This window comes from Serratia sp. 22278 (assembly GCF_052045405.1).
In the GTDB taxonomy this organism is placed as follows: Bacteria; Pseudomonadota; Gammaproteobacteria; order Enterobacterales; family Enterobacteriaceae; genus Serratia; species Serratia marcescens.
On sequence record NZ_JBQEOW010000008.1, the window covers coordinates 1 to 17,834 of the forward strand.

The following is a 17,834-nucleotide window of genomic DNA, read 5'->3' on the forward strand; positions in this document are numbered from 1 at the left end:
TCAGAAGTGAAACGCCGTAGCGCCGATGGTAGTGTGGGGTCTCCCCATGCGAGAGTAGGACACTGCCAGGCATCAAACAAAGCCGAAAGCCCTGAACTGACGTTCAGGGCTTTTTGCTATGCGTAAAAAGGAAAATCCCCGTTGTAATCCGCTTCAACTTTCATCGTACTGTTTAATATTCATCACAAAACCAACGCATTGTTTCTCTGAATGGCAGATATTCTTCGTCCGCTATTAAGTTTGGCTGTTAACTTATAAATAACAATAAAGTAACAACCAGGGCGGCAGGACGCCGAATTTCATCATTGCTATGGCTCGGAGAAAATATCATGACAGAAACAACCTCGGCTCTTGGGGATGAGCACGGCGTCGAACAGGGGGCGCTGGATAACAAGAAACGCATTTTCGCTATCGTCGGGGCTTCATCAGGCAATCTGGTGGAGTGGTTTGATTTTTACGTTTACTCCTTCTGTTCCATTTATTTTGCCGCCTCGTTCTTTCCAGCGGGCAACAGCACCACGCAGCTGCTGCAAACCGCCGGTGTTTTCGCCGCCGGCTTCTTTATGCGACCTATCGGCGGTTGGCTGTTCGGCTATATTGCCGACAAGCATGGCCGAAAAAACTCAATGCTGCTTTCAGTCTGCATGATGTGCGCCGGATCGCTGGTGATCGCCTGCCTGCCGACGTATGAATCGATCGGCAGTTGGGCCCCGGCGCTGCTGCTGATCGCTCGGTTGTTCCAGGGGTTGTCGGTGGGCGGCGAGTATGGCACCAGCGCCACCTATATGAGCGAGGTGGCAATCAAGGGGCGGCGTGGCTTCTACGCATCGTTCCAGTACGTGACGCTGATTGGCGGGCAACTGTTGGCGCTGCTGGTCTTGGTGATCTTGCAGCAGATATTGCCCGCCGAAGAGCTGAAAGCCTGGGGATGGCGTATTCCGTTTGCCTTGGGGGCCGTGTTGGCGGTGGTGGCGCTGTACCTGCGCCGCTCGCTGAATGAAACCTCCGATGCGAAGACGCGTAACCACAAAGATGCCGGTTCGCTGACGGGGCTGTGGAAAAATCGCAAGGCGTTCCTGATGGTGCTGGGCTTTACCGCCGCCGGTTCACTGACCTTCTACACCTTCACCACCTACATGCAGAAATACCTGGTGAACACCGCCGGTATGGACGCCAAGCTGGCCAGCGCCATCATGACCGTTGCGCTATTCGTCTTTATGCTGCTGCAGCCGGCGGTAGGCGCGTTTTCGGACAAAATCGGCCGTCGCAGCTCGATGCTGATCTTCTCAGCCTTCGCCACGGTGTTGACGGTGCCGATCCTGTTTGCCTTGAAAGAGGTGACCAACCCCTTTATGGCGTTCGGTCTGATCGTGTTGGCGTTGTTCGTTGTCAGCTTTTACACCGCGATCAGCGGGCTGCTTAAAGCCGAGATGTTCCCGCCGGAGGTACGCGCGTTAGGGGTAGGCTTGTCTTATGCGGTGGCGAATGCTCTGTTCGGCGGTTCGGCGGAATATGTCGCGTTGTCGCTTAAATCATTCGGCGTGGAGAATGCCTTCTTCTGGTACGTTTCCGGCATGTGCCTGCTGGCGTTGCTGGTTTCGCTTCGGTTGCATCGCAAAGGGAAGGAGATACAGCTGTAATAAAAACCCCGGCCTTGGCCGGGGTCAGAGTATCGCTTACAGGATACGGCTAATCAGCCGATCGATGCGGATACGCCGCAGACGGCGAATCAGCTTGCGCACCTTGATCGGATACTGCTGAATGCTTTGCAGCTCCTGATAGTGGCCGACCACGGTGGTGTGGGTGCGGATGCACGCCAGCTCTTTTTGCCGCTGTTCGCGCATCTCTTGTTTGGGATCGTGGATCAGAATGGCATTTTCCAGATCCAGCCGCCAGGCGCGCGGGTTGAGATTATTGCCGGTAATCAGCTGCCACTCTTCGTCTACCCACATGCCTTTCAGGTGATAGCTGTTATCGCCATCCTTCCACAGACGCACGATCAACTGCCCGGTATCGATATAACGCTGCAAGCGGCTCAGGAAGCGGCGCAGGTTGATCTCGTACAGGTAGGGCAGCGCGCCGATGATTTTGAACGGCTGGTCTTCCGGAATATAGAAATCGTTGGCGGTCTTGTCGCCGACAATGATCTCCACCTGTTTGCCCTGGCGCAGCAGATAAATGATGTTGCGCACCAGCAGCGCCGGCAGGTTGAAGTAGGGGGTACAGAGCGTCAGTTTCTGGTCGGCGCACGACATCAGGTGATGAATGGTTTTATTCAGCACGCTTTGCTTGCCAAGCCCAACCAGCGGCGTCACCGCCAGCTCATCGTTGCCGGCCTTGCCGCGGAAGTGGTAACCGGCGCGGCGCAGGGCGAAACGGAACAGACGGGTCTCGTTTTTGATCTCCGGGCTTTTCGGCCGATCGCTGCGATCGAGGCGCTGTACGGCGCCGGCGGTGAGCAGATGCTGCTTGATGTAATCGATCAAGGTATCGGCCAGCACGCCGTTGGTGATCAGCTGATAGCGATCGTAACGGTATTTCTCATGCTGATGCAGATAAACGTCGTTGATGCTGGCGCCGCTGTAGATCGCGGTATCGTCGACCACAAAGCCTTTCAGGTGCAGTACGCCTAACGCTTCGCGGGTATTGACCGGCACGCCGTAGATCGGCACCGACTGTTCCGGATGTTGGCTGGCCATGGCGCAGTACCAGTCGGCGTTGGTATTGGCGGCGGCGGCGCCGATGCGCCCACGCTGTGCGCGGTGCCAGTCGACCAGTACGCAGATTTCCAGCTCGGGCCGCCGCTGTTTGGCTTGATACAGCGCGTTGAGGATCTCGCGCCCGGCGTCGTCATGCTCCAGATACAGGGCCACCAGATAGATGCGTTGGGTGGCGTTGGCGATGGCGCTCAGCAGCGTGGTGCGAAAATCGGACGGCGCGTACAACGTACGAACATCAGCAACCGTCTGGGGGAGTTTGGGCAGTTGTGCAAGGTGTTGTTGATGTTTGCTACGTTTAAATTTTGACAACATCACAGTGCGTTTCTTCTCTCATGATTGATGGCCAGAACGCCACAGGCATAAAAACAATAAACCGAATAATCGGGCGATAATACCATTAGTTGCCCCGATTGTGCGTATGTTTTGGCGTTAAGTGATGGATTCGTAGCGCATTGCGACGCAGGTCACTGCGCGTCGGCGGCCTGCAGCGGCAGCGTCAGATTGACGATGCCGTCCTCAAGCTGCACCTCAATGCCAAAGCCCAGCCGCTGCGCCAGTGCGATCATGCCGCGGTTATTCGGCATGGTGATGCCGCTCAGACGGGTCAGGCCATGAGCGCGCGCATAGGCGATCATTTTCTCCAGCAACTGACGGCCCAGGCCCAGTCCTTTGAGGTCGGAACGCACCAGCACGGCGAATTCGGCGTCGGTGTTGTCCGGATCGGACAGCGCGCGGGTCACGCCGATGATCTCGTCTGCGCGCACCGCCACAAAGGCCATTTCTCGATCGTAGTCGATCTGCGTCATGTTGGCCAAATCGTCATGGGTAAACTCATTGATCTCGCTGAAGTAGCGATAATAGAGGTCTTCCTTGGTCACCCGATCGATGAAATGCTTCAGCGCCGGCTCGTCTTCCGGCAGGATCGGGCGGAACAGGCATTGGCTGCCGTCTTTCAACGCGATGGTCTCTTCCAGCTCATGCGGATAAGGGCGGATCGCCAGCCGCGCCTGCGGATCGCCGCTGAACGGCGCGAGCTGCATCGAAACGTCCAGCAGAGTGAATTCGCTGCCGGAGGCCAACACCGGGTGAATATCCAGCCGGGCGATCTCCGGGCAGTCGAGGATCAGGTTGGAGACCTGCACCAGCAAGCGGCTTAGTCCAGGGATATCTAAAGGCCGCAGCGCGCTGCGCCCGCGGATCTTGCCGCCTTTCACCGCCTGCAGCACCAGATAACGCGCCAGCGCCATGTTCAGCGGCGGCAGCGCGACCGCCACCTGATTTTCCTGGCGCCATTCCACACCGCCTTCACCCAGCATGATCAGCGGGCCGAAAATCGCATCCTGCTCCACCGCGATGCGCAGCTCCTGGGCGCCGGCGCGGTTGGCCATGCTCTGCACCAGCAAGCCGTGGATGCGCGCCTGAGGGTAGGTGCGCTTCACGCGGTCGAGGATCGCCTCCGCCGCGCGCTGCACTTCGGTCGCGGTGCGCAGGTAGAGCATGACGCCCTGAACTTCTGACTTGTGCGGGATATCTGGCGAACGGAGCTTCAGCGCTACCGGGTAGCCGATCTGTTCGGCGATATGTACCGCTTCGGCGCTGTCTTCGGCGATCCAGGTCGGCAGGGTGCTCAGGTCATAAGCCTGCAGAATGGATTGCACCTCGTGGGTATCCAACTGGGTGGCGCCTTCGGCCAGCGCCTGATGGATCAGGCGGTGAGCGTCGGCGGTATTGGCGGTCAGGCCGACCGGCAGCGCCGGGGTCTCTTTCAGCTGCTTCTGGTTGCGGCGGTATTCCACCATATGCATAAAAGCGGTCACAGCGCCTTCCGGCGTGCGGTAGGTGGGTATGGCGGCCTCGGTAAACAGCCGGCGCGCCTCTTGAGAAGAGTATTCGCCGCACCAGTTGGTCAGCAAGGTGATGCGTTTGCCGCGCGCATGCCGGTGCAGCGCGTCGATCAGCCGCTGCGCCGTGGCGGTGCCCGGCGCCGCCGCGCTCGGCGCATGGATCAGCAGCAGCGCGTCATAGTCGTGGCTGTCGAGCAGCGCTTCGAGAGCCGCCAGGTAGCGCTGCGGCGTGGCGTCGTCGCGCAGATCGAGCGGGTTGCCGGCGCGAATGAAATCCGGCAGCGCATCGCTCAGCTTCGCCAGGCTCTCATCGTTCAGCGTTGCCAGCTTGCCGTTGCGCCCGAGCAGCTCGTCCAGCGCCATTGCCGCCGGCGCCGCCCCGTTGCTGACGATCATCAGCCGCTCGCCGCGCAGCGGATGCATATGGCTGAGGGTTTCCACCGCGGAGAACAGCTCATGGGTATCCTGCACGCGCAGCAGGCCGGCTCGCTGGATGGCGGCGTCGTAGGCGGCGTCCAGCCCCTGCTGGCTGTTGAGCAGTAATTGCGCCTGTTGGCTGCGGCCGCTTTTGATCACCAGAATGGGCTTGTTGCGTGAGGCGCTGCGCGAGGCGGAGAGAAAGCGCCGTGCGTCGCTGATGTTTTCCAGATACAGCAGGATGGCGCTGGTTTTGCTGTCGCGCGCCAAAAAGTCGAGCAGGTCGTCGACGTCGATATCCAGGCTGTCGCCCAGCGCGATGAAGTAAGAGAAGCCGACTTCGCGCTGCTGCGCCCAGTCGAGAATGGTGTTGGCGACGGCGGCGGACTGCGAGATAAACGCCAGCTTGCCTTTTTGGATCGGCACCGGCGAGAAGCTGGCGTTGATACCTTGCCACGGCGCCAGTAATCCCAGGCTGTTGGGGCCCAACAGCCGCATGGCGTAGCGCTGCGTGCAGGCTTTCAGCTCGGCGAACTGTTCTGGCGGTGAAGAGAGCACGATGGCGGTTTTGCAGCCGCGCTGCCCCAGCGCGTCGAGCAGCGCCAGATTGCGCTTGGCGTGAGTGCAGATGATCGCCAGATCCGGCGTCAACGGCAGGCTGGCGACGTCGGGGTAGGCCATGACGCCGCATACCGCCTTGTAGCGCGGCGTCACCGGCAAGATGGGGCCGCCGAAACCGCCGGCCAGCAGGTTGCTCATCATCAGGTTGCCGGCGCGGCCCGGCTGCTGCGAAGCGCCCAGAACGGCGATCGATTTGGGACGTAGTAGCGCTTCTAACCCTCGCTGGCTCATGCACGGCTCCTTTTGGCAACGTTACGCCTGATTTTAGGCGCTTTATGGCTGCATTGCTGTGACCGATGCCTCCGGCCGGGTCGGTTTTCCCGCCAGATACTGTTGGCGGAAATAGCGAAAATGCTGATTCAACCCTTCGGCGGCCGGCAGATCGCCCGCCTGTTGCAGCAGGGCGGCGGCCACTTCCGCCGTGCAGTGTTGCTCGGCGCGGCTGGCTTCGCGCAGTTGGTAGTCCGATGCGGCGTCGACGTTGAGGGAAAACACCGGGAATTGATTGAGATACGGGCTTTTACGGAACATTTTGCGCGCCTCCGCCCAGGTGCCGTCCAGCATGATGAACAGCGGCGGTTTGCCGCCGACGGGCAGCGCGCTGAACACCGGCCGTTCGGCGTCGGCGTAGGACGCGGGGAACACCACATAAGGCTGCCGGGTGGGATCGTTGATGGCCGCCAGCAGGGCGGGCTCGACCTCGGTACGCGACCAGAGGAACGCCTGGGTGTCCGGCAGGATATCGGCGATCAGGCGGCCGGTGTTGCTGGGCTTGAGCGGCTCGGCGCCGAACATGATCAGGCAGAAACGGCTGCCGGCCTGCTGTGGGCGAATGGTGTCGCACAGGCAGTTTTTATGCGGCAGCAGGCAACCCTGACAACGCGCCACCCGGCAACCGCGCGCCAAAAAAGGGCGGGTGGCGCGGTCTAAACGGAATTGGCGCAGGCGAAGTACGGCGTTGTCGGTCATAACGATCCTGGGGAAAAACCGCTATTGTAACGCAGAAAAAAGCCCGCCGGGAGGGGCGGGCTCGATCGGGGCGCGTTCGCGCGCAATGGCGGGATACGGCCTATACTTGCCGAATCACACTAACTCGTTGAGCCAGTTGTCAAACGGCGCTTTCGGCATCGCGCCGTTGAGCATGTCGACCATTTTGCCCTGACGGAACACCATGATGGTCGGGATGCTGCGGATGCGGAAACGGGCGCTCAGCTCCGGCTCGGCTTCGGTGTTCACTTTCACGAAGCGCACTTTGCCGGCGCGCTCTTCGGCCACGTCTTCAAAGATCGGTGCAAAGCTGCGGCACGGGCCGCACCACGGCGCCCAGAAATCGACCACGACCGGCAGATCGTCCTGCAGCAACTGGTCCAGCGTGGCGGCGGTGGCGTTGATCACTTCACCGTCGAAGAGCTCATGGCCGCAGCGGCCGCATTTCGCGTTGTCCGCCAGACGTTCTTCCGGCACGCGGTTGGTGGCATTGCAAGCTGCACAAACTGTATTCATGTTGACCTCGGGTACAGAGAAAGCATGGTCCCCGCAACGCGGTTGCGGAGATGTTTCTTTAATGCTGACAATTATCGGCAAAACCCGGCGCGTGAACAATGAGGTTTGTTCAATGGATGTGATAGTTGGGAGCTTTTAGCGCAAGTTGGTGGCTTCGTGCACCAACATCAGGTAATCTTCGCGCCCTGCGCGTTGGTGGAGAAGACAATGAACGATTCATTTAGTGGCAAGAACGGTAAAGTCAAAGTGATGTACGTCCGCAGTGACGACGACAACGGCGACGACCGTAACAAGAATAAACGTCCGGCCGGCAAAGGCCGTCCGGCTGACGGTGCGCGATCGGGCCGCACCGGTCAAGACAAGGCGCGCGGCGGCAACGATCGCCGCGGCGCCGACTCCCGCCGCAGTGAAAGCGATCGTCCTCGCCGTCCGGCGCGCTCTGAAGATCGCGGTGGCAATGAGTCGCCGTGGAGAACCGTCTCGCGCGCGCCGAATGAAGAGCCGGCGTTCGATCATGGCGGCATCAGCGGCAAAAGCTTCATCGATCCTGAGCAACTGCGCCGCCAGCGCGCGGAAGAAACCCGCGTTTACGGTGAAAACGCCTGTCAGGCGCTGTTCGCCAGCCGTCCGGAAGCGATTGTGCGCGCCTGGTTCGTGCAGTCGGTCACCCCGCGCTTCCGCGAAGCGCTGCGCTGGATGGCGGCTAACCGCAAAGCTTACCACGTGGTGGATGAAGAAGAACTGGCCAAGGCTTCCGGCACCGAGCACCACGGCGGCGTTTGCTTCCTGATCAAAAAACGTCAGGGCCTGGATGCGCAGACCTACCTGAAAACCGCACCGGCGACCGACTGCGTGCTGGCGCTGGAGGAAGTGGGCAACCCGCACAACCTGGGCGCCATCGTCCGTTCGTGCGCCCACTTCGGCGTCAACGGCGTGCTGCTGCAGGATCCGGCGCTGCTGGAATCCGGCGCGGCGGTGCGCACCGCAGAAGGCGGGGCGGAGCATATCAAGGCGATCAACGCTGACGATTTCCTGTCGGTGCTGGATACCTTCCGCAAGGCGGGTTACACCATCGTCACGACCTCGAGCCACAAAGGCACCGCGCTGGCGCAGGCCAAGCTGCCGGCCAAGATGGTGCTGGTGCTGGGGCAGGAACGCGACGGTCTGAGCGACAGCGCCTGGCAGCAGGGTGACATGAACGTGTCTATCGGCGGCACCGGCAAGGTGGAAAGCCTGAACGTTTCCGTGGCGACCGGCATTCTGCTGGCGGACTGGTGGCGTCAGAATCAGGCGTAATTTTCTACGTCGGATAAAAAAAACGGGCGCCCCAGGGCGCCCGTTTCGTTTATTGCAGCTTAGTGCGCGCCGCCGCCCCCACCGCCGCCGGAGCTGAACGGCGGTTTCGCCACCCACACCAGCACCAGCAGCACCAGGAACACCCCGGCCGACAGCCAGAAGATTTCGTTGGCGGAGATGATCAGGCCCTGCGCGGTGATCTCGTTGGCGATGTACGCCGACGCCTGCTGCTTGCTCATGCCTAGCTGCTCCAGCTGGTGGTACATCTCCTGCGACTGCGGGTTGTACGGGTTGACGAACTCCGTCAGCTGCGAATGGTGCTGCGATTCGCGCTGCGTCCACAGGGTGGTGGTGATCGAGGTACCGATCGAACCCGCCAGCGTTCGCGTGAAGTTCGACAGGCTCGATGCCGCCGCCATACGCTCCGGCGGCAGGCCGGACAGCGTGATGGTGGTCAACGGCATGAAGAAGCAGGCGATGGCGAAGCCCTGGACGAACTGCGGCCAGGCGGAAGCGCCGAAGTCCATGCCCGGTTCAAACGTATAGGCGCGCCAGTAGAAGCACACGGCATACATGATGAAGCTGAAGGTCACCAGCCGGCGCATGTCGAGCCGGTTGCCGAACTTGCCGATGATCGGCGACAGCAGCACCGGGATCAGCCCGACCGGCGCCGACGCCAGCCCCGCCCAGGTGGCGGTATAGCCGTACACCTCTTGCAACAGCTGCGGCAACAGCACGATGGCGCCGAAGTACAGCATGTACGCCAGGCTGATGCACAGGCAGCCGATGGTGAAGTTGCGCGATTTGAACAGCGACAGATCCACCACCGGATGGTCGTCCGTCAGCTCCCAAACCACCAGGAACAACAGCGCCACCACCGCCACGACGGTCAGGGTGATGATCTCGGTCGAGTTGAACCAGTCCAGCTCCTTGCCCTGATCGAGCATCACCTGCAGCGAACCGATGCCGACGATCAGCAGCACCAGTCCAACCGTGTCGATCGGTTTGATCTCGGTTTTGGTTTCTCGCCCCTTCAGCGTCGCCATCGCCGCCATGATAACGAAGGCGCCGATCGGGATGTTGATGAAGAAGATCCAACCCCAATGGTAGTTGTCGCTGATGTAACCGCCGAGGATCGGCCCGAAGATCGGCGCGACGATAACGGTCATCGACCAGAGCGCCAGGGCCATCGCTCGCTTGGCGGGCGGGTAGTTATTCAGCAACAGGCTCTGCGACAGCGGGATCAGCGGGCCGGCCACCACGCCCTGGATCACGCGGAAGAAGATCAGCATGCCGAGGCTGTTGGAGATGCCGCACAGCCAGGAAGCGAGGACGAACAGCGCGGTGGACCAGAGGAACAGCCGCACTTCGCCGATGCGCTTCGCCAGCCAGCCGGTGATCGGGATCGAGATGGCGTTCGCCACGCCGAACGAGGTGATCACCCAGGTCCCCTGCGAGTTGGAAGACCCGAGGTTACCGGCAATGGTGGGGATCGCCACGTTGGCGATGGTGGAGTCCAGCACCTGCATGAAGGTCGCCATGGCGAGCGCGACCGTCATCCAGGCAAGCTGGGCGCCTTCAAGCGGTTTCTGTGGCAAGATGGCCTCCCGCGCGCTTAGCCGGCGTTCGCATGGATCACGTCGGCGATCAGCTGGTTAACCGGCGCCAGATTCAACGCCAGCGCGTCGCTCTGGTACAGCGGTTTGTCGCGCACCACGTCAGACAACACGCGGCCGTCCAGATTGGCGGTGTCGACGGTCACCAGCGTCGAAAGACCGATGCGCAGCGGATGATCGGCCACCTGCTTGGCGTCGAGCTCAATACGCACCGGCAGACGTTGCACCACCTTGATCCAGTTACCGGTGGCGTTCTGGGCCGGCAGCAGCGAGAAGGCGCTGCCGGTGCCCATGTCGATACCGACCACTTTGCCTTGATACACCACGTCGTCGCCGTAGACGTCGCTGACCACCGTCGCCGGCTGGCCGATGCGCATGTTGGCGATCTGGGTTTCCTTGAAGTTGGCGTCAACCCAGATGTGATCGGCCGGCACCACCGCCATCAGCGGCGAACCGGCGGCGATCTGCGCGCCGACCTGCACGCTGCGGCGCGAGACATAGCCGGTAATCGGGCTGATCACTTTGGTACGCTGCAGCGCCAGCCAGGCGTCGCGCATCTGCGCGGCGGCCTGTTGGATCGCCGGCTGCTGTTCCAGCGGGGTGTTCAGCACCATCGCCTGGTTGGCGTTGTATTGCTGTACCGCCACTTCCAGCGCGGCTTTGGCGCTGTCGACCGCATCGCGAGCGTGTTGCAGCTCTTCGCGGCCGATGGCGTCAACGCTGCCCAGCACTACGCGGCGTTTCAGATCGTTCTCGGCCTTGCTCAGATCGGTCTTGCGCAGGGCGATGTTGGCCTGATACTGCTTGCTGTTGATGATCAGCTGGTGGGTCTGACGCACGCTGTTGGCCAGGCCGGTTTTGGCGCGTTCAAACGCCTGCTCGGCATCGGTCGGATCGAGCGTCAGCAGCACGTCGCCCTGCTTGACGTAGTCGGTGTTGTCGAAGTTGACGCTGTTCACGCTGCCGGACACCTGGGCCATGATCTGCACCTGGTTGCCGGAGACGTAGGCGTCGTCGGTTTCCTGGTGATGACGCAGCACCAGGAACCAATACACTAAATAAGCCACCCCTATAACAATGAAAATAACCGTCAGCAACAGCAGCCAAAATTTGCGCTGCTTCTTTTTGCCGCTCGGCTGCTGCGGGTTTTGGGTTTCCGCGCTTGCGCTCATGGTGTTCTCCAAGCCTTATATTATTATGCTTTCGAATCCGCTGCGGCCGGGGCCTGATAGCCACCGCCCAACGCGCGGATCAGTCCTATCTTCGCCTGCAGTAAATTGCTGCTGGCATTCAACTCCGCCTGTTGCTGCTGCAATAGCTGCGTCTGGCTGGTCAACAGATCGTCGCGCCCGATAATCCCTGCCTGGTAACGGGCGTTGGCGACCTGATACACCTGTTGCATCGACTGGGCCGCGGACGCCGCCTGCAGTTGCTGCTGCGCAGAACTCTGCTGGATGGTGATGGCGTCGGCGGTTTCCTGTACCGCATTCAGGATGGTTTGGTTGTAGGATTCCACCGCTTCGTCATACAGCGCGGATTCCTCGCCCAGCTTGCTGCGCAGGGCCCCGGCGTGGAAGATCGGCAGCGAGATCGCCGGCATCACGTTCCAGGCCTGGCTGGCCGCTTCAAACAGATTCGGGCTGGTGCCACTGGTATTGGTGGTCATCAGGCCGGCGAAGGCTGAAATGGTCAGGCTGGGATAAAACTCTTTACGCGCGGCGCTGACGCGCTGGCTGTAAGATTCCACCAGCTGGCGTTGCGCGGCGATGTCCGGACGTTTACCCAGCAGATCCGCCGTCAGCTCGCCCTGCGGCGCCATCAGGTTGTCTGCGGGCAACGGCACCTGACGCAGGTGCTGCATGGCGTTCGGCCCCTGGCCCGCCAACGCGGCAAGCTGGTGTCTGAGCTGTTCGATTTGCGACTGCAGCTGCAGGATCTGCTGCTTGGCGACGTCGGACTGCGCCTGGGTCTGTTGCGGCACATCGACGCCGGTCAGCCCGGCCTGATAGCGCTGTTGGCGCAGCGCGGTCAGGCGCTCATTGTTGTTTACTTCCTGCTGCAGCAGCTTCTCGAGCGCCAGATTGCTCTGCAGCTGGTAGTAGGCGGACGCCACCGAGCTGGTCAGCGTCAGCGCCGCCTGTTCCTGCTCGGCGCGCGCGGCGTTGACCTGCGCCTTGGCGGCGTTCACCTGGTTGCGGTATTTGCCCCACCAGTCGAACTCGTACGCCAGGTTCAACCCCAGCGAGTTGGAGCTTTCGTAGATCGGCTTATGCGGATACCCCAGCCCCATATTGACGTTTTGCGGCACGCGCTGGCGCTGGGTGCTGGCGTTCAGATCCAGGTTCGGCCCGTTGGCGGCGCTGGCTTCACCCACCACGCTCTGTGCTTCGCGCACGCGGGCGGCGGCTTGACGCAGGGTCGGCGAGCTTTGCAGCGTCTGCGTCATCAGGGTATCCAACTGCGGATCCTTGAGGGCGCGCCACCACTGCGGGCTGACGGCCAGCGAACTGACTTTCGGCTGAGCCAACTGCAGGCTCTGCGGATCCATCAGCGTGGATTGCGGGGCAATATTATCGGTCGAAGCACACCCGGCCAGCAGTAACACGGCGAACAGCGGGGTGAATCTCCAGTGAAATGGGGATCGCATAAGTAGGTACCTGAACAGAAATTGTGAATTAGGGTAACTGTTCTGTGATTTCCATTTGATCCAGACGTGCCAGCAATTTGCGCGTCAGCTGTTCCAGCTGTTTTTGCTCATCGTCGGTCAATGTGGACCACAGGAAATGCAGACATTGATGCTGCGGCGGCAGCAGTTGACTGAGAAATTCTTCCCCCTGCGGCGTCAGGTGCAGATGCAGGCAGCGGCGATCGTTGTCGCTTTCCCGGCGCTCGATCCAGCCGCGTTTTTCCAGCTCGTCGGCTATGCGGGTCGCATTGGTGCGCGAGGAGCCTAAGGCAGAGCTTAGCTCAGAAGGTTGGATGCTGTGGCTTTCCTGCGCATCCAGGGTAATCAGCGCCATAAACAGTGTTTCGTTAATCCCCTGCGCTTTGAGCATCTTATTGCGGTTTTCCAGCAGCTTGCCTTGCATGTGCATGCACAGGCGGGTCAGCAGGATTTCCTGATAAGGGAAATCTTTCTGCCGCGTGGCGCGGAAATTCAGCATTTGTTCTATAGGGGCAAACGAGCTTTCCATAATTTAGGGCCTCATTAATTTCGTTCGAGATAGTAACGACGGTGACAAATAATGTAAATGTTCAGCCGTGCGGATAATTTAGCAATTCGTGTCATTTGTCAGTGTTTGTAAAGATGTGGCGCCTGAAAACGCCAGTGTGAAGCCAAACGATCGGGAGCGGCGTCAGCCCGCGCCGAAAATCATTAACAGCTTTAATGTGATGCCAAAGGCCGTTGCGCCGAGCAGCGTCGACAGAATGATGCTTTTGCTGCGGTAGAAGCACAGCGCCAGCGCGGCGAACCCCACCAACGTCGGCAGCAGCTTGTCCGGCTCGCGCATCACCACCGGCGTGCTGGAGACCACCAGCAGGGCGCAGATCGAGGCGATGCCAATGCTGTCGAGCAACAGGGCGGCTTTACCGCGTTTGAGGCCGGGCTGGGCGCGCGCCGGCGCCAGCCGCAGCGGCAGATAACGGAACAGGTAATTGGCGCAGCCCACGACCAGGCCGATCACCAGCACATCAATGTTCATGGCTGGCCTCCGCCGGGGCTGGCTGGAACAGGGCGGCAATGCAGCCGGCGCCGATGCCGGCCAAAATGGCGACCGGAATGGAGAACAGCACCACGCCGAGCAGCGCGCCGGCCAGCGCGGCGGCGATAGTCAGGCTCTGCGGGCGGCGGAAGGCGGCCAGCAGGAAACTGAGAAACAGCGCCGGCAGCATGAAGGCCAGAGAGGCCTCGATCACCGGGAACTGCTCCAGCGGGCCGTTGCCGAACAGCGCGCCGAGCGCGGTGCCGGCCACCCAGGAGAGCCAGGAACAGAGCGCGATGCCCAGCATCCAGTTTTCGCTCCAGCTGCGGTTATTGCGCATCAGCCTGGCGGTGGCGGCGGCGAAGACCTCATCGGTCAGGCCAAAGGCCCATATCGCCGTTTTGCCGGGCGACATGCGCGAGACGATGCGGTGACGCAGCGCCGGGCCGTACAGCAGGTGGCGCACGTCCATCGCCATCACCGTCAATGCGGAGACCCACAGCGACATCCCGGCGCTCAGCAGGGCGGTGATCACGAACTGGCTGGCGCCGGCGTAGATGATGCAGGAGAAGAAAATGCTTTCCAGTGGGGAAAAACCCAGTTTGACGGCGCTGAGGCCGAAGGCGAACGCCACCGGGACATACCCGATGACGATCGGCAAACTGTCGACGACGCCGTTGGCGAAGGTGGCGCTGACGGCGGGCGGATTGAGGCTGTCTGCAGCTTGGCTTTGCATGGTTGTGGATCGCAGGGTAGATAGGACTTCAATAGTTTATGCCCAGAACATTACCAGAGAGTAAGTAATGTTTATACCCTGCACCGCTAATAAATTTCTTTAGTGACTATTTGCACGATAATCAGATTGTCGCCGGCCCCTGCGGATCGTGGTGCTTGCCGAGCCACCAGGTCAGCAGGTTGAGCAGGCATAACACCCCGCCGGCGGCGGCCACGCCGTACCAACCGGCATGTTGATAGGCCGAGGCGGAGAGCAGCGAACCGAGCGCGCCGCCGATAAAGTAGCTGGTCATGTAGCCGGCGGTCAGGCGGTTGCGCGCGTCCGGCATGATGCGGTACATCACGCTCTGGTTGGTGACGTGTACCGCCTGCACCGCCAGATCGAGGATCAGGATGCCGGCGATCAGCGCCCACAGCGATTGTTTGGCGAACGCGATAGGGATCCAGGACAGCAGCAGCAACACCAGGCCGACGGTGGTGGTCAGCCCGGCCTTGCCTTTGTCCGCCAGATGCCCGGCGCGCGAAGCGGCCAGCGCCCCGGCGGCGCCCACCAGGCCGAACAGCCCAATCACTCCCTCGGAATAGTTGAACGGCGGCGCGGCGAGCAGAAAGGCCATTGAGGTCCAGAGCACGCTGAAGTTGGCGAACGACAGGGCGCCGAGGATGGCGCGGGTGCGCAGCAGCGGCGTGCGGCAGAACAGGCTGAAGATCGAGGCCAGCAGCTGCGGGTAGTTCAGCCCGGAGTGTTGCTTATAGCGCGGCAGCGCGCGCCACAGGATCAGCGCCATCAGGATCATCAGCACGCTGGCGGCCCAGTAGATGGTGCGCCAGCCGCCGAACGACGCCAGTGCGCCCGCGACGGTTCGCGCCAGCAGGATGCCGAGCAGCAGGCCGCTCATGATGATGCCGACGGTCTTGCCGCGCTTTTCCGGGTGGGCCAGCGTGGCGGCCAGGGGCACCAGGATCTGCGCCACTACCGAGAACAGCCCGGTGAGCGCGGTGCCGAGGATCATCATCGGCAGCGTGGCGGAGGTGGCGGTGATCAGCATGCCGCCGGCGGCCAGCAGCGTCATGAAGACGATCAGGCTGCGGCGTTCGAACATGTCGCCGAGCGGCACCAGCAGCAGCAGGCCGGTGGCGTAACCGAGTTGCGCGGCGGTGACGATAAAGCCGGCCTGGTTGACCGACAGGTTGAAACTGGTGGCGATGGTTTCCAGCAGCGGTTGCGCGTAGTAGTTGCTGGCGACCGCCAGGCCGGTGGCGATGGCAATCAGCACGGTCAGCGCCGGGCTGAGGCCCGGATGGGCGTTTTGTGGGTTCATGATTTTTTCATCACGGGAAGAAGATAGCGCGCAGTATCCGGCAACGCGTCTGCGGAAACCAATGTATAATTTTCATTTGATTTATCTCATTTCAAGATAGATGCCATGAACCTGAAACAGATCCGCTACGCGCTGGCGGTGGCGGAAGAACAGAGTTTCACCCGGGCGGCGCAGCGCTGCCATACGGTGCAGTCGGCGCTCAGCCACCAGATCGCCAAACTGGAAGAAGAGCTGGGCTGTACGCTGTTTGAACGCACCTCGCGCCGGGTGCGGTTGACCCCCGCCGGCCAGGCTTTCATTCCGTCGGCGCAGCGACTGTTGGCGGCGCAGCAGGCGCTGGTGGAAGAGGTGACCGCCGCCGGCGATGCGGTGTCCGGCACCCTGACCATCGGCACGATTTCAACCATAAACGCGATTGATCTGACCGAAAAGCTCGACAAGTTTCATCGCCACTATCCGGCGGTGAACATCCGCCTGTACGTTGGCATGAGCGAAGCCCTGCTGGAGGATGTGCGTCAGCAGAAGTGCGATATGGCGTTCGTCGGCATTTGGCCCGGCGATGTCGATTTACTGCCGATGTCGCACCGGCAGTTGACCGATGAGCCACTGGTGGCGCTGGTGGCGCCGCAGCACCCGCTGGCCAACCGCGAGCGGGTAAACCTGCAAGCGCTGGCGGAAGTACCGCTGGTGGATTTCTACAGCGGCACCGGCGCGCGGCGCCAAACCGATCGCGCCTTCCTGGCGGCGGGCATCCGCCGACACGTCAGTTTTGAGATAGATCATATCGAATGGCTGGAGAATTTGGTGCGGCGCGGATTGGCGGCGGGCATCGTACCTGTCTCGACCGCGCAACGCTTAAGCGCGCTGGTGTCGATTCCGATTGAAGACGGGCCGCGGCGCCAGGTGTATTGCATCTGGCCGCAGCCCTTGTCGAACGCCGCCGCACGTTTTTTACAGTTCAGCGGCATCGATATGGCGGGGTAGGGGCGCAGCAAAGGCGGCGCCCCTGAACGGTTACGACTTCGCCGCTGCGGCGGCGGTTTTCACCCAGCCGTCGAAGGTCGCCTGGTGCGCCTTGATCCAGCCGTTAACGTGGTTCTGGATATCGGCTTCCGAAGCCTGGCCTTCATGCATGCGCAGGTTTTGCGCGTTGATGTCGGCGATCGGCAGCTTCATGATGGCGAACAGCTTGGCGGCCGCCGGATTGGCTTCGGCCCACTGTTTGTTGGCGGCGATGCGCATGGTGTTGACCGGGAAGCCGTAGTTGGCGCCGTTAGGCAGCTTGGTGTCGACGTTCTTCTGCTCGCCCGGCAGCGAGGAGAACGGCACCTGCAGCCAGACCACGTCGCGGCCCGGCACCATCACATCGCTGACCCAGTACGGCGTCCAGGTGTAATACAGCACCGGTTTGCCCTCTTTGTAGCGGGTGATGGTGTCGGCGATCATCGCCGCGTAGTTGCCCTGGTTGTGTTCGACGGTGTTGCTCAGGCCGTAGGCCTTGATGTGGTGGTTGATCACCGCTTCGCAGCCCCAGCCCGGGGTGCAGCCGGTCAGATCGGCCTTGCCGTCGCCGTTGGTGTCGAACAGCTTGGCGATCTTGGGATCCTTGAGCTGCTCGACGTTGGTGATGTGGTATTGCTCGGCGGTTTTCTTGTCGATCAGGTAGCCCTGCGCGGCGCCGTTGACGTAGACGCCTTCGCGGTAGAACTTGGCGTCGCCGCCGGCGGCCTTGTACTGATCGGCGTGCAGCGGATCCCAGTTGACCGCGATAAAGGTCGCATCGCCGGAGGCGATCGAGGTGTAGGCGACGTTGTAATCCACTTCACGCGGTTCTTTCACGTCATAACCCAATTTTTCCAGCGCTTTGCTGACCAGCAGCGTCTGGAACGTCTCTTCGGATATGGTGCTTTGCACCGGCTGTACCGCGATCCCCTTGCCGGGTAAATCTGCCGCGCTCACGCTCTGTGAGCCAATCAGCGTCGTCAGGGCGAGAGCCCAGATGCCCGTGGTGCGCATAGTGTTTCCCCTCTTTCGATGTGGTGGTGTCATAGCCCGC

The 17,834-nt window shown here is 61.3% G+C and carries 15 protein-coding genes; 3 read left to right on the plus strand and 12 right to left on the minus strand.

The window, feature by feature from the left end:
• Nucleotides 1-329 precede the first annotated feature (329 nt).
• Nucleotides 330-1,640: an MFS family transporter gene (locus ACTJJ6_RS15495; RefSeq protein ID WP_033632262.1), complete on the plus strand. Its 1,311-nt coding sequence runs from the start codon at nt 330-332 to the stop codon at nt 1,638-1,640.
• A gap of 36 nt (nt 1,641-1,676) precedes the next feature.
• Here the strand turns inward: ACTJJ6_RS15495 and pssA are convergent, their stop codons facing one another.
• The 4 genes from pssA to trxC all read right to left on the minus strand — a co-directional run bounded on the left by pssA (nt 1,677) and on the right by trxC (nt 7,105).
• Nucleotides 1,677-3,032, minus strand: a complete 1,356-nt coding sequence (gene pssA, locus ACTJJ6_RS15500) for a CDP-diacylglycerol--serine O-phosphatidyltransferase (RefSeq protein ID WP_049278561.1) — start codon at nt 3,030-3,032, stop codon at nt 1,677-1,679.
• A 152-nt stretch (nt 3,033-3,184) separates the two neighbouring features.
• A complete protein-coding gene (locus tag ACTJJ6_RS15505) occupies nt 3,185-5,833 on the minus strand; it encodes a bifunctional acetate--CoA ligase family protein/GNAT family N-acetyltransferase (RefSeq protein WP_440803353.1) in 2,649 nt (882 codons plus the stop codon).
• Between the two features lie 42 nt (nt 5,834-5,875).
• Nucleotides 5,876-6,571, minus strand: coding sequence for a tRNA-uridine aminocarboxypropyltransferase (locus tag ACTJJ6_RS15510; protein ID WP_274851687.1), 696 nt, complete (start codon nt 6,569-6,571; stop codon nt 5,876-5,878).
• Nucleotides 6,572-6,685: 114 nt separating this feature from the next.
• On the minus strand, nt 6,686-7,105 hold the full coding sequence (gene trxC, locus ACTJJ6_RS15515; protein ID WP_004928868.1) for a thioredoxin TrxC: 420 nt from the start codon (nt 7,103-7,105) through the stop codon (nt 6,686-6,688).
• Between the two features lie 207 nt (nt 7,106-7,312).
• On the opposite strand from trxC, the gene ACTJJ6_RS15520 reads away from it, so the two are divergent.
• On the plus strand, nt 7,313-8,401 hold the full coding sequence (locus ACTJJ6_RS15520) for a tRNA/rRNA methyltransferase (protein ID WP_004928870.1): 1,089 nt from the start codon (nt 7,313-7,315) through the stop codon (nt 8,399-8,401).
• A gap of 59 nt (nt 8,402-8,460) precedes the next feature.
• Here ACTJJ6_RS15520 and emrB read toward each other — a convergent pair whose 3' ends face one another.
• From emrB to ACTJJ6_RS15555, 7 genes are all read right to left on the minus strand, one after another.
• A complete protein-coding gene (gene emrB / locus ACTJJ6_RS15525) occupies nt 8,461-9,999 on the minus strand; it encodes a multidrug efflux MFS transporter permease subunit EmrB (protein WP_016929856.1) in 1,539 nt (512 codons plus the stop codon).
• A 17-nt stretch (nt 10,000-10,016) separates the two neighbouring features.
• Nucleotides 10,017-11,189, minus strand: a complete 1,173-nt coding sequence (gene emrA, locus ACTJJ6_RS15530) for a multidrug efflux MFS transporter periplasmic adaptor subunit EmrA (protein ID WP_016929855.1) — start codon at nt 11,187-11,189, stop codon at nt 10,017-10,019.
• Between the two features lie 23 nt (nt 11,190-11,212).
• On the minus strand, nt 11,213-12,664 hold the full coding sequence (locus tag ACTJJ6_RS15535) for an efflux transporter outer membrane subunit (RefSeq protein WP_028127520.1): 1,452 nt from the start codon (nt 12,662-12,664) through the stop codon (nt 11,213-11,215).
• Between the two features lie 28 nt (nt 12,665-12,692).
• Entirely contained in the window at nt 12,693-13,211 is a 519-nt protein-coding gene (gene mprA, locus ACTJJ6_RS15540; RefSeq protein WP_004928879.1) for a transcriptional repressor MprA, read from the minus strand.
• A 162-nt stretch (nt 13,212-13,373) separates the two neighbouring features.
• Nucleotides 13,374-13,721 carry an L-valine transporter subunit YgaH gene (ygaH, locus tag ACTJJ6_RS15545; protein ID WP_440803359.1) on the minus strand — a complete coding sequence of 116 codons (348 nt, stop codon included), beginning with the start codon at nt 13,719-13,721 and terminating at the stop codon, nt 13,374-13,376.
• Nucleotides 13,711-14,457 (minus strand): AzlC family ABC transporter permease, encoded by a 747-nt coding sequence (locus ACTJJ6_RS15550; RefSeq protein WP_004928884.1) that lies wholly within the window; start codon nt 14,455-14,457, stop codon nt 13,711-13,713. Before ACTJJ6_RS15550 ends, ygaH begins: the two co-directional genes overlap by 11 nt.
• A gap of 121 nt (nt 14,458-14,578) precedes the next feature.
• The gene (locus ACTJJ6_RS15555; protein WP_193843046.1) at nt 14,579-15,778 is read right to left on the minus strand and encodes an MFS transporter; all 1,200 of its coding nucleotides are present in this window, start codon (nt 15,776-15,778) and stop codon (nt 14,579-14,581) included.
• Nucleotides 15,779-15,883: 105 nt separating this feature from the next.
• Here ACTJJ6_RS15555 and ACTJJ6_RS15560 point away from each other — a divergent pair, with 105 nt between their 5' ends.
• A complete protein-coding gene (locus ACTJJ6_RS15560) occupies nt 15,884-16,762 on the plus strand; it encodes a LysR family transcriptional regulator (protein ID WP_004928891.1) in 879 nt (292 codons plus the stop codon).
• 30 nt (nt 16,763-16,792) lie between these two features.
• On the opposite strand, the gene proX is transcribed toward ACTJJ6_RS15560, so the two are convergent.
• Complete coding sequence (gene proX, locus ACTJJ6_RS15565; protein WP_016929848.1) at nt 16,793-17,794, minus strand: glycine betaine/L-proline ABC transporter substrate-binding protein ProX; 1,002 nt, start codon at nt 17,792-17,794, stop codon at nt 16,793-16,795.
• Between the last annotated feature and the right edge of the window lie 40 nt (nt 17,795-17,834).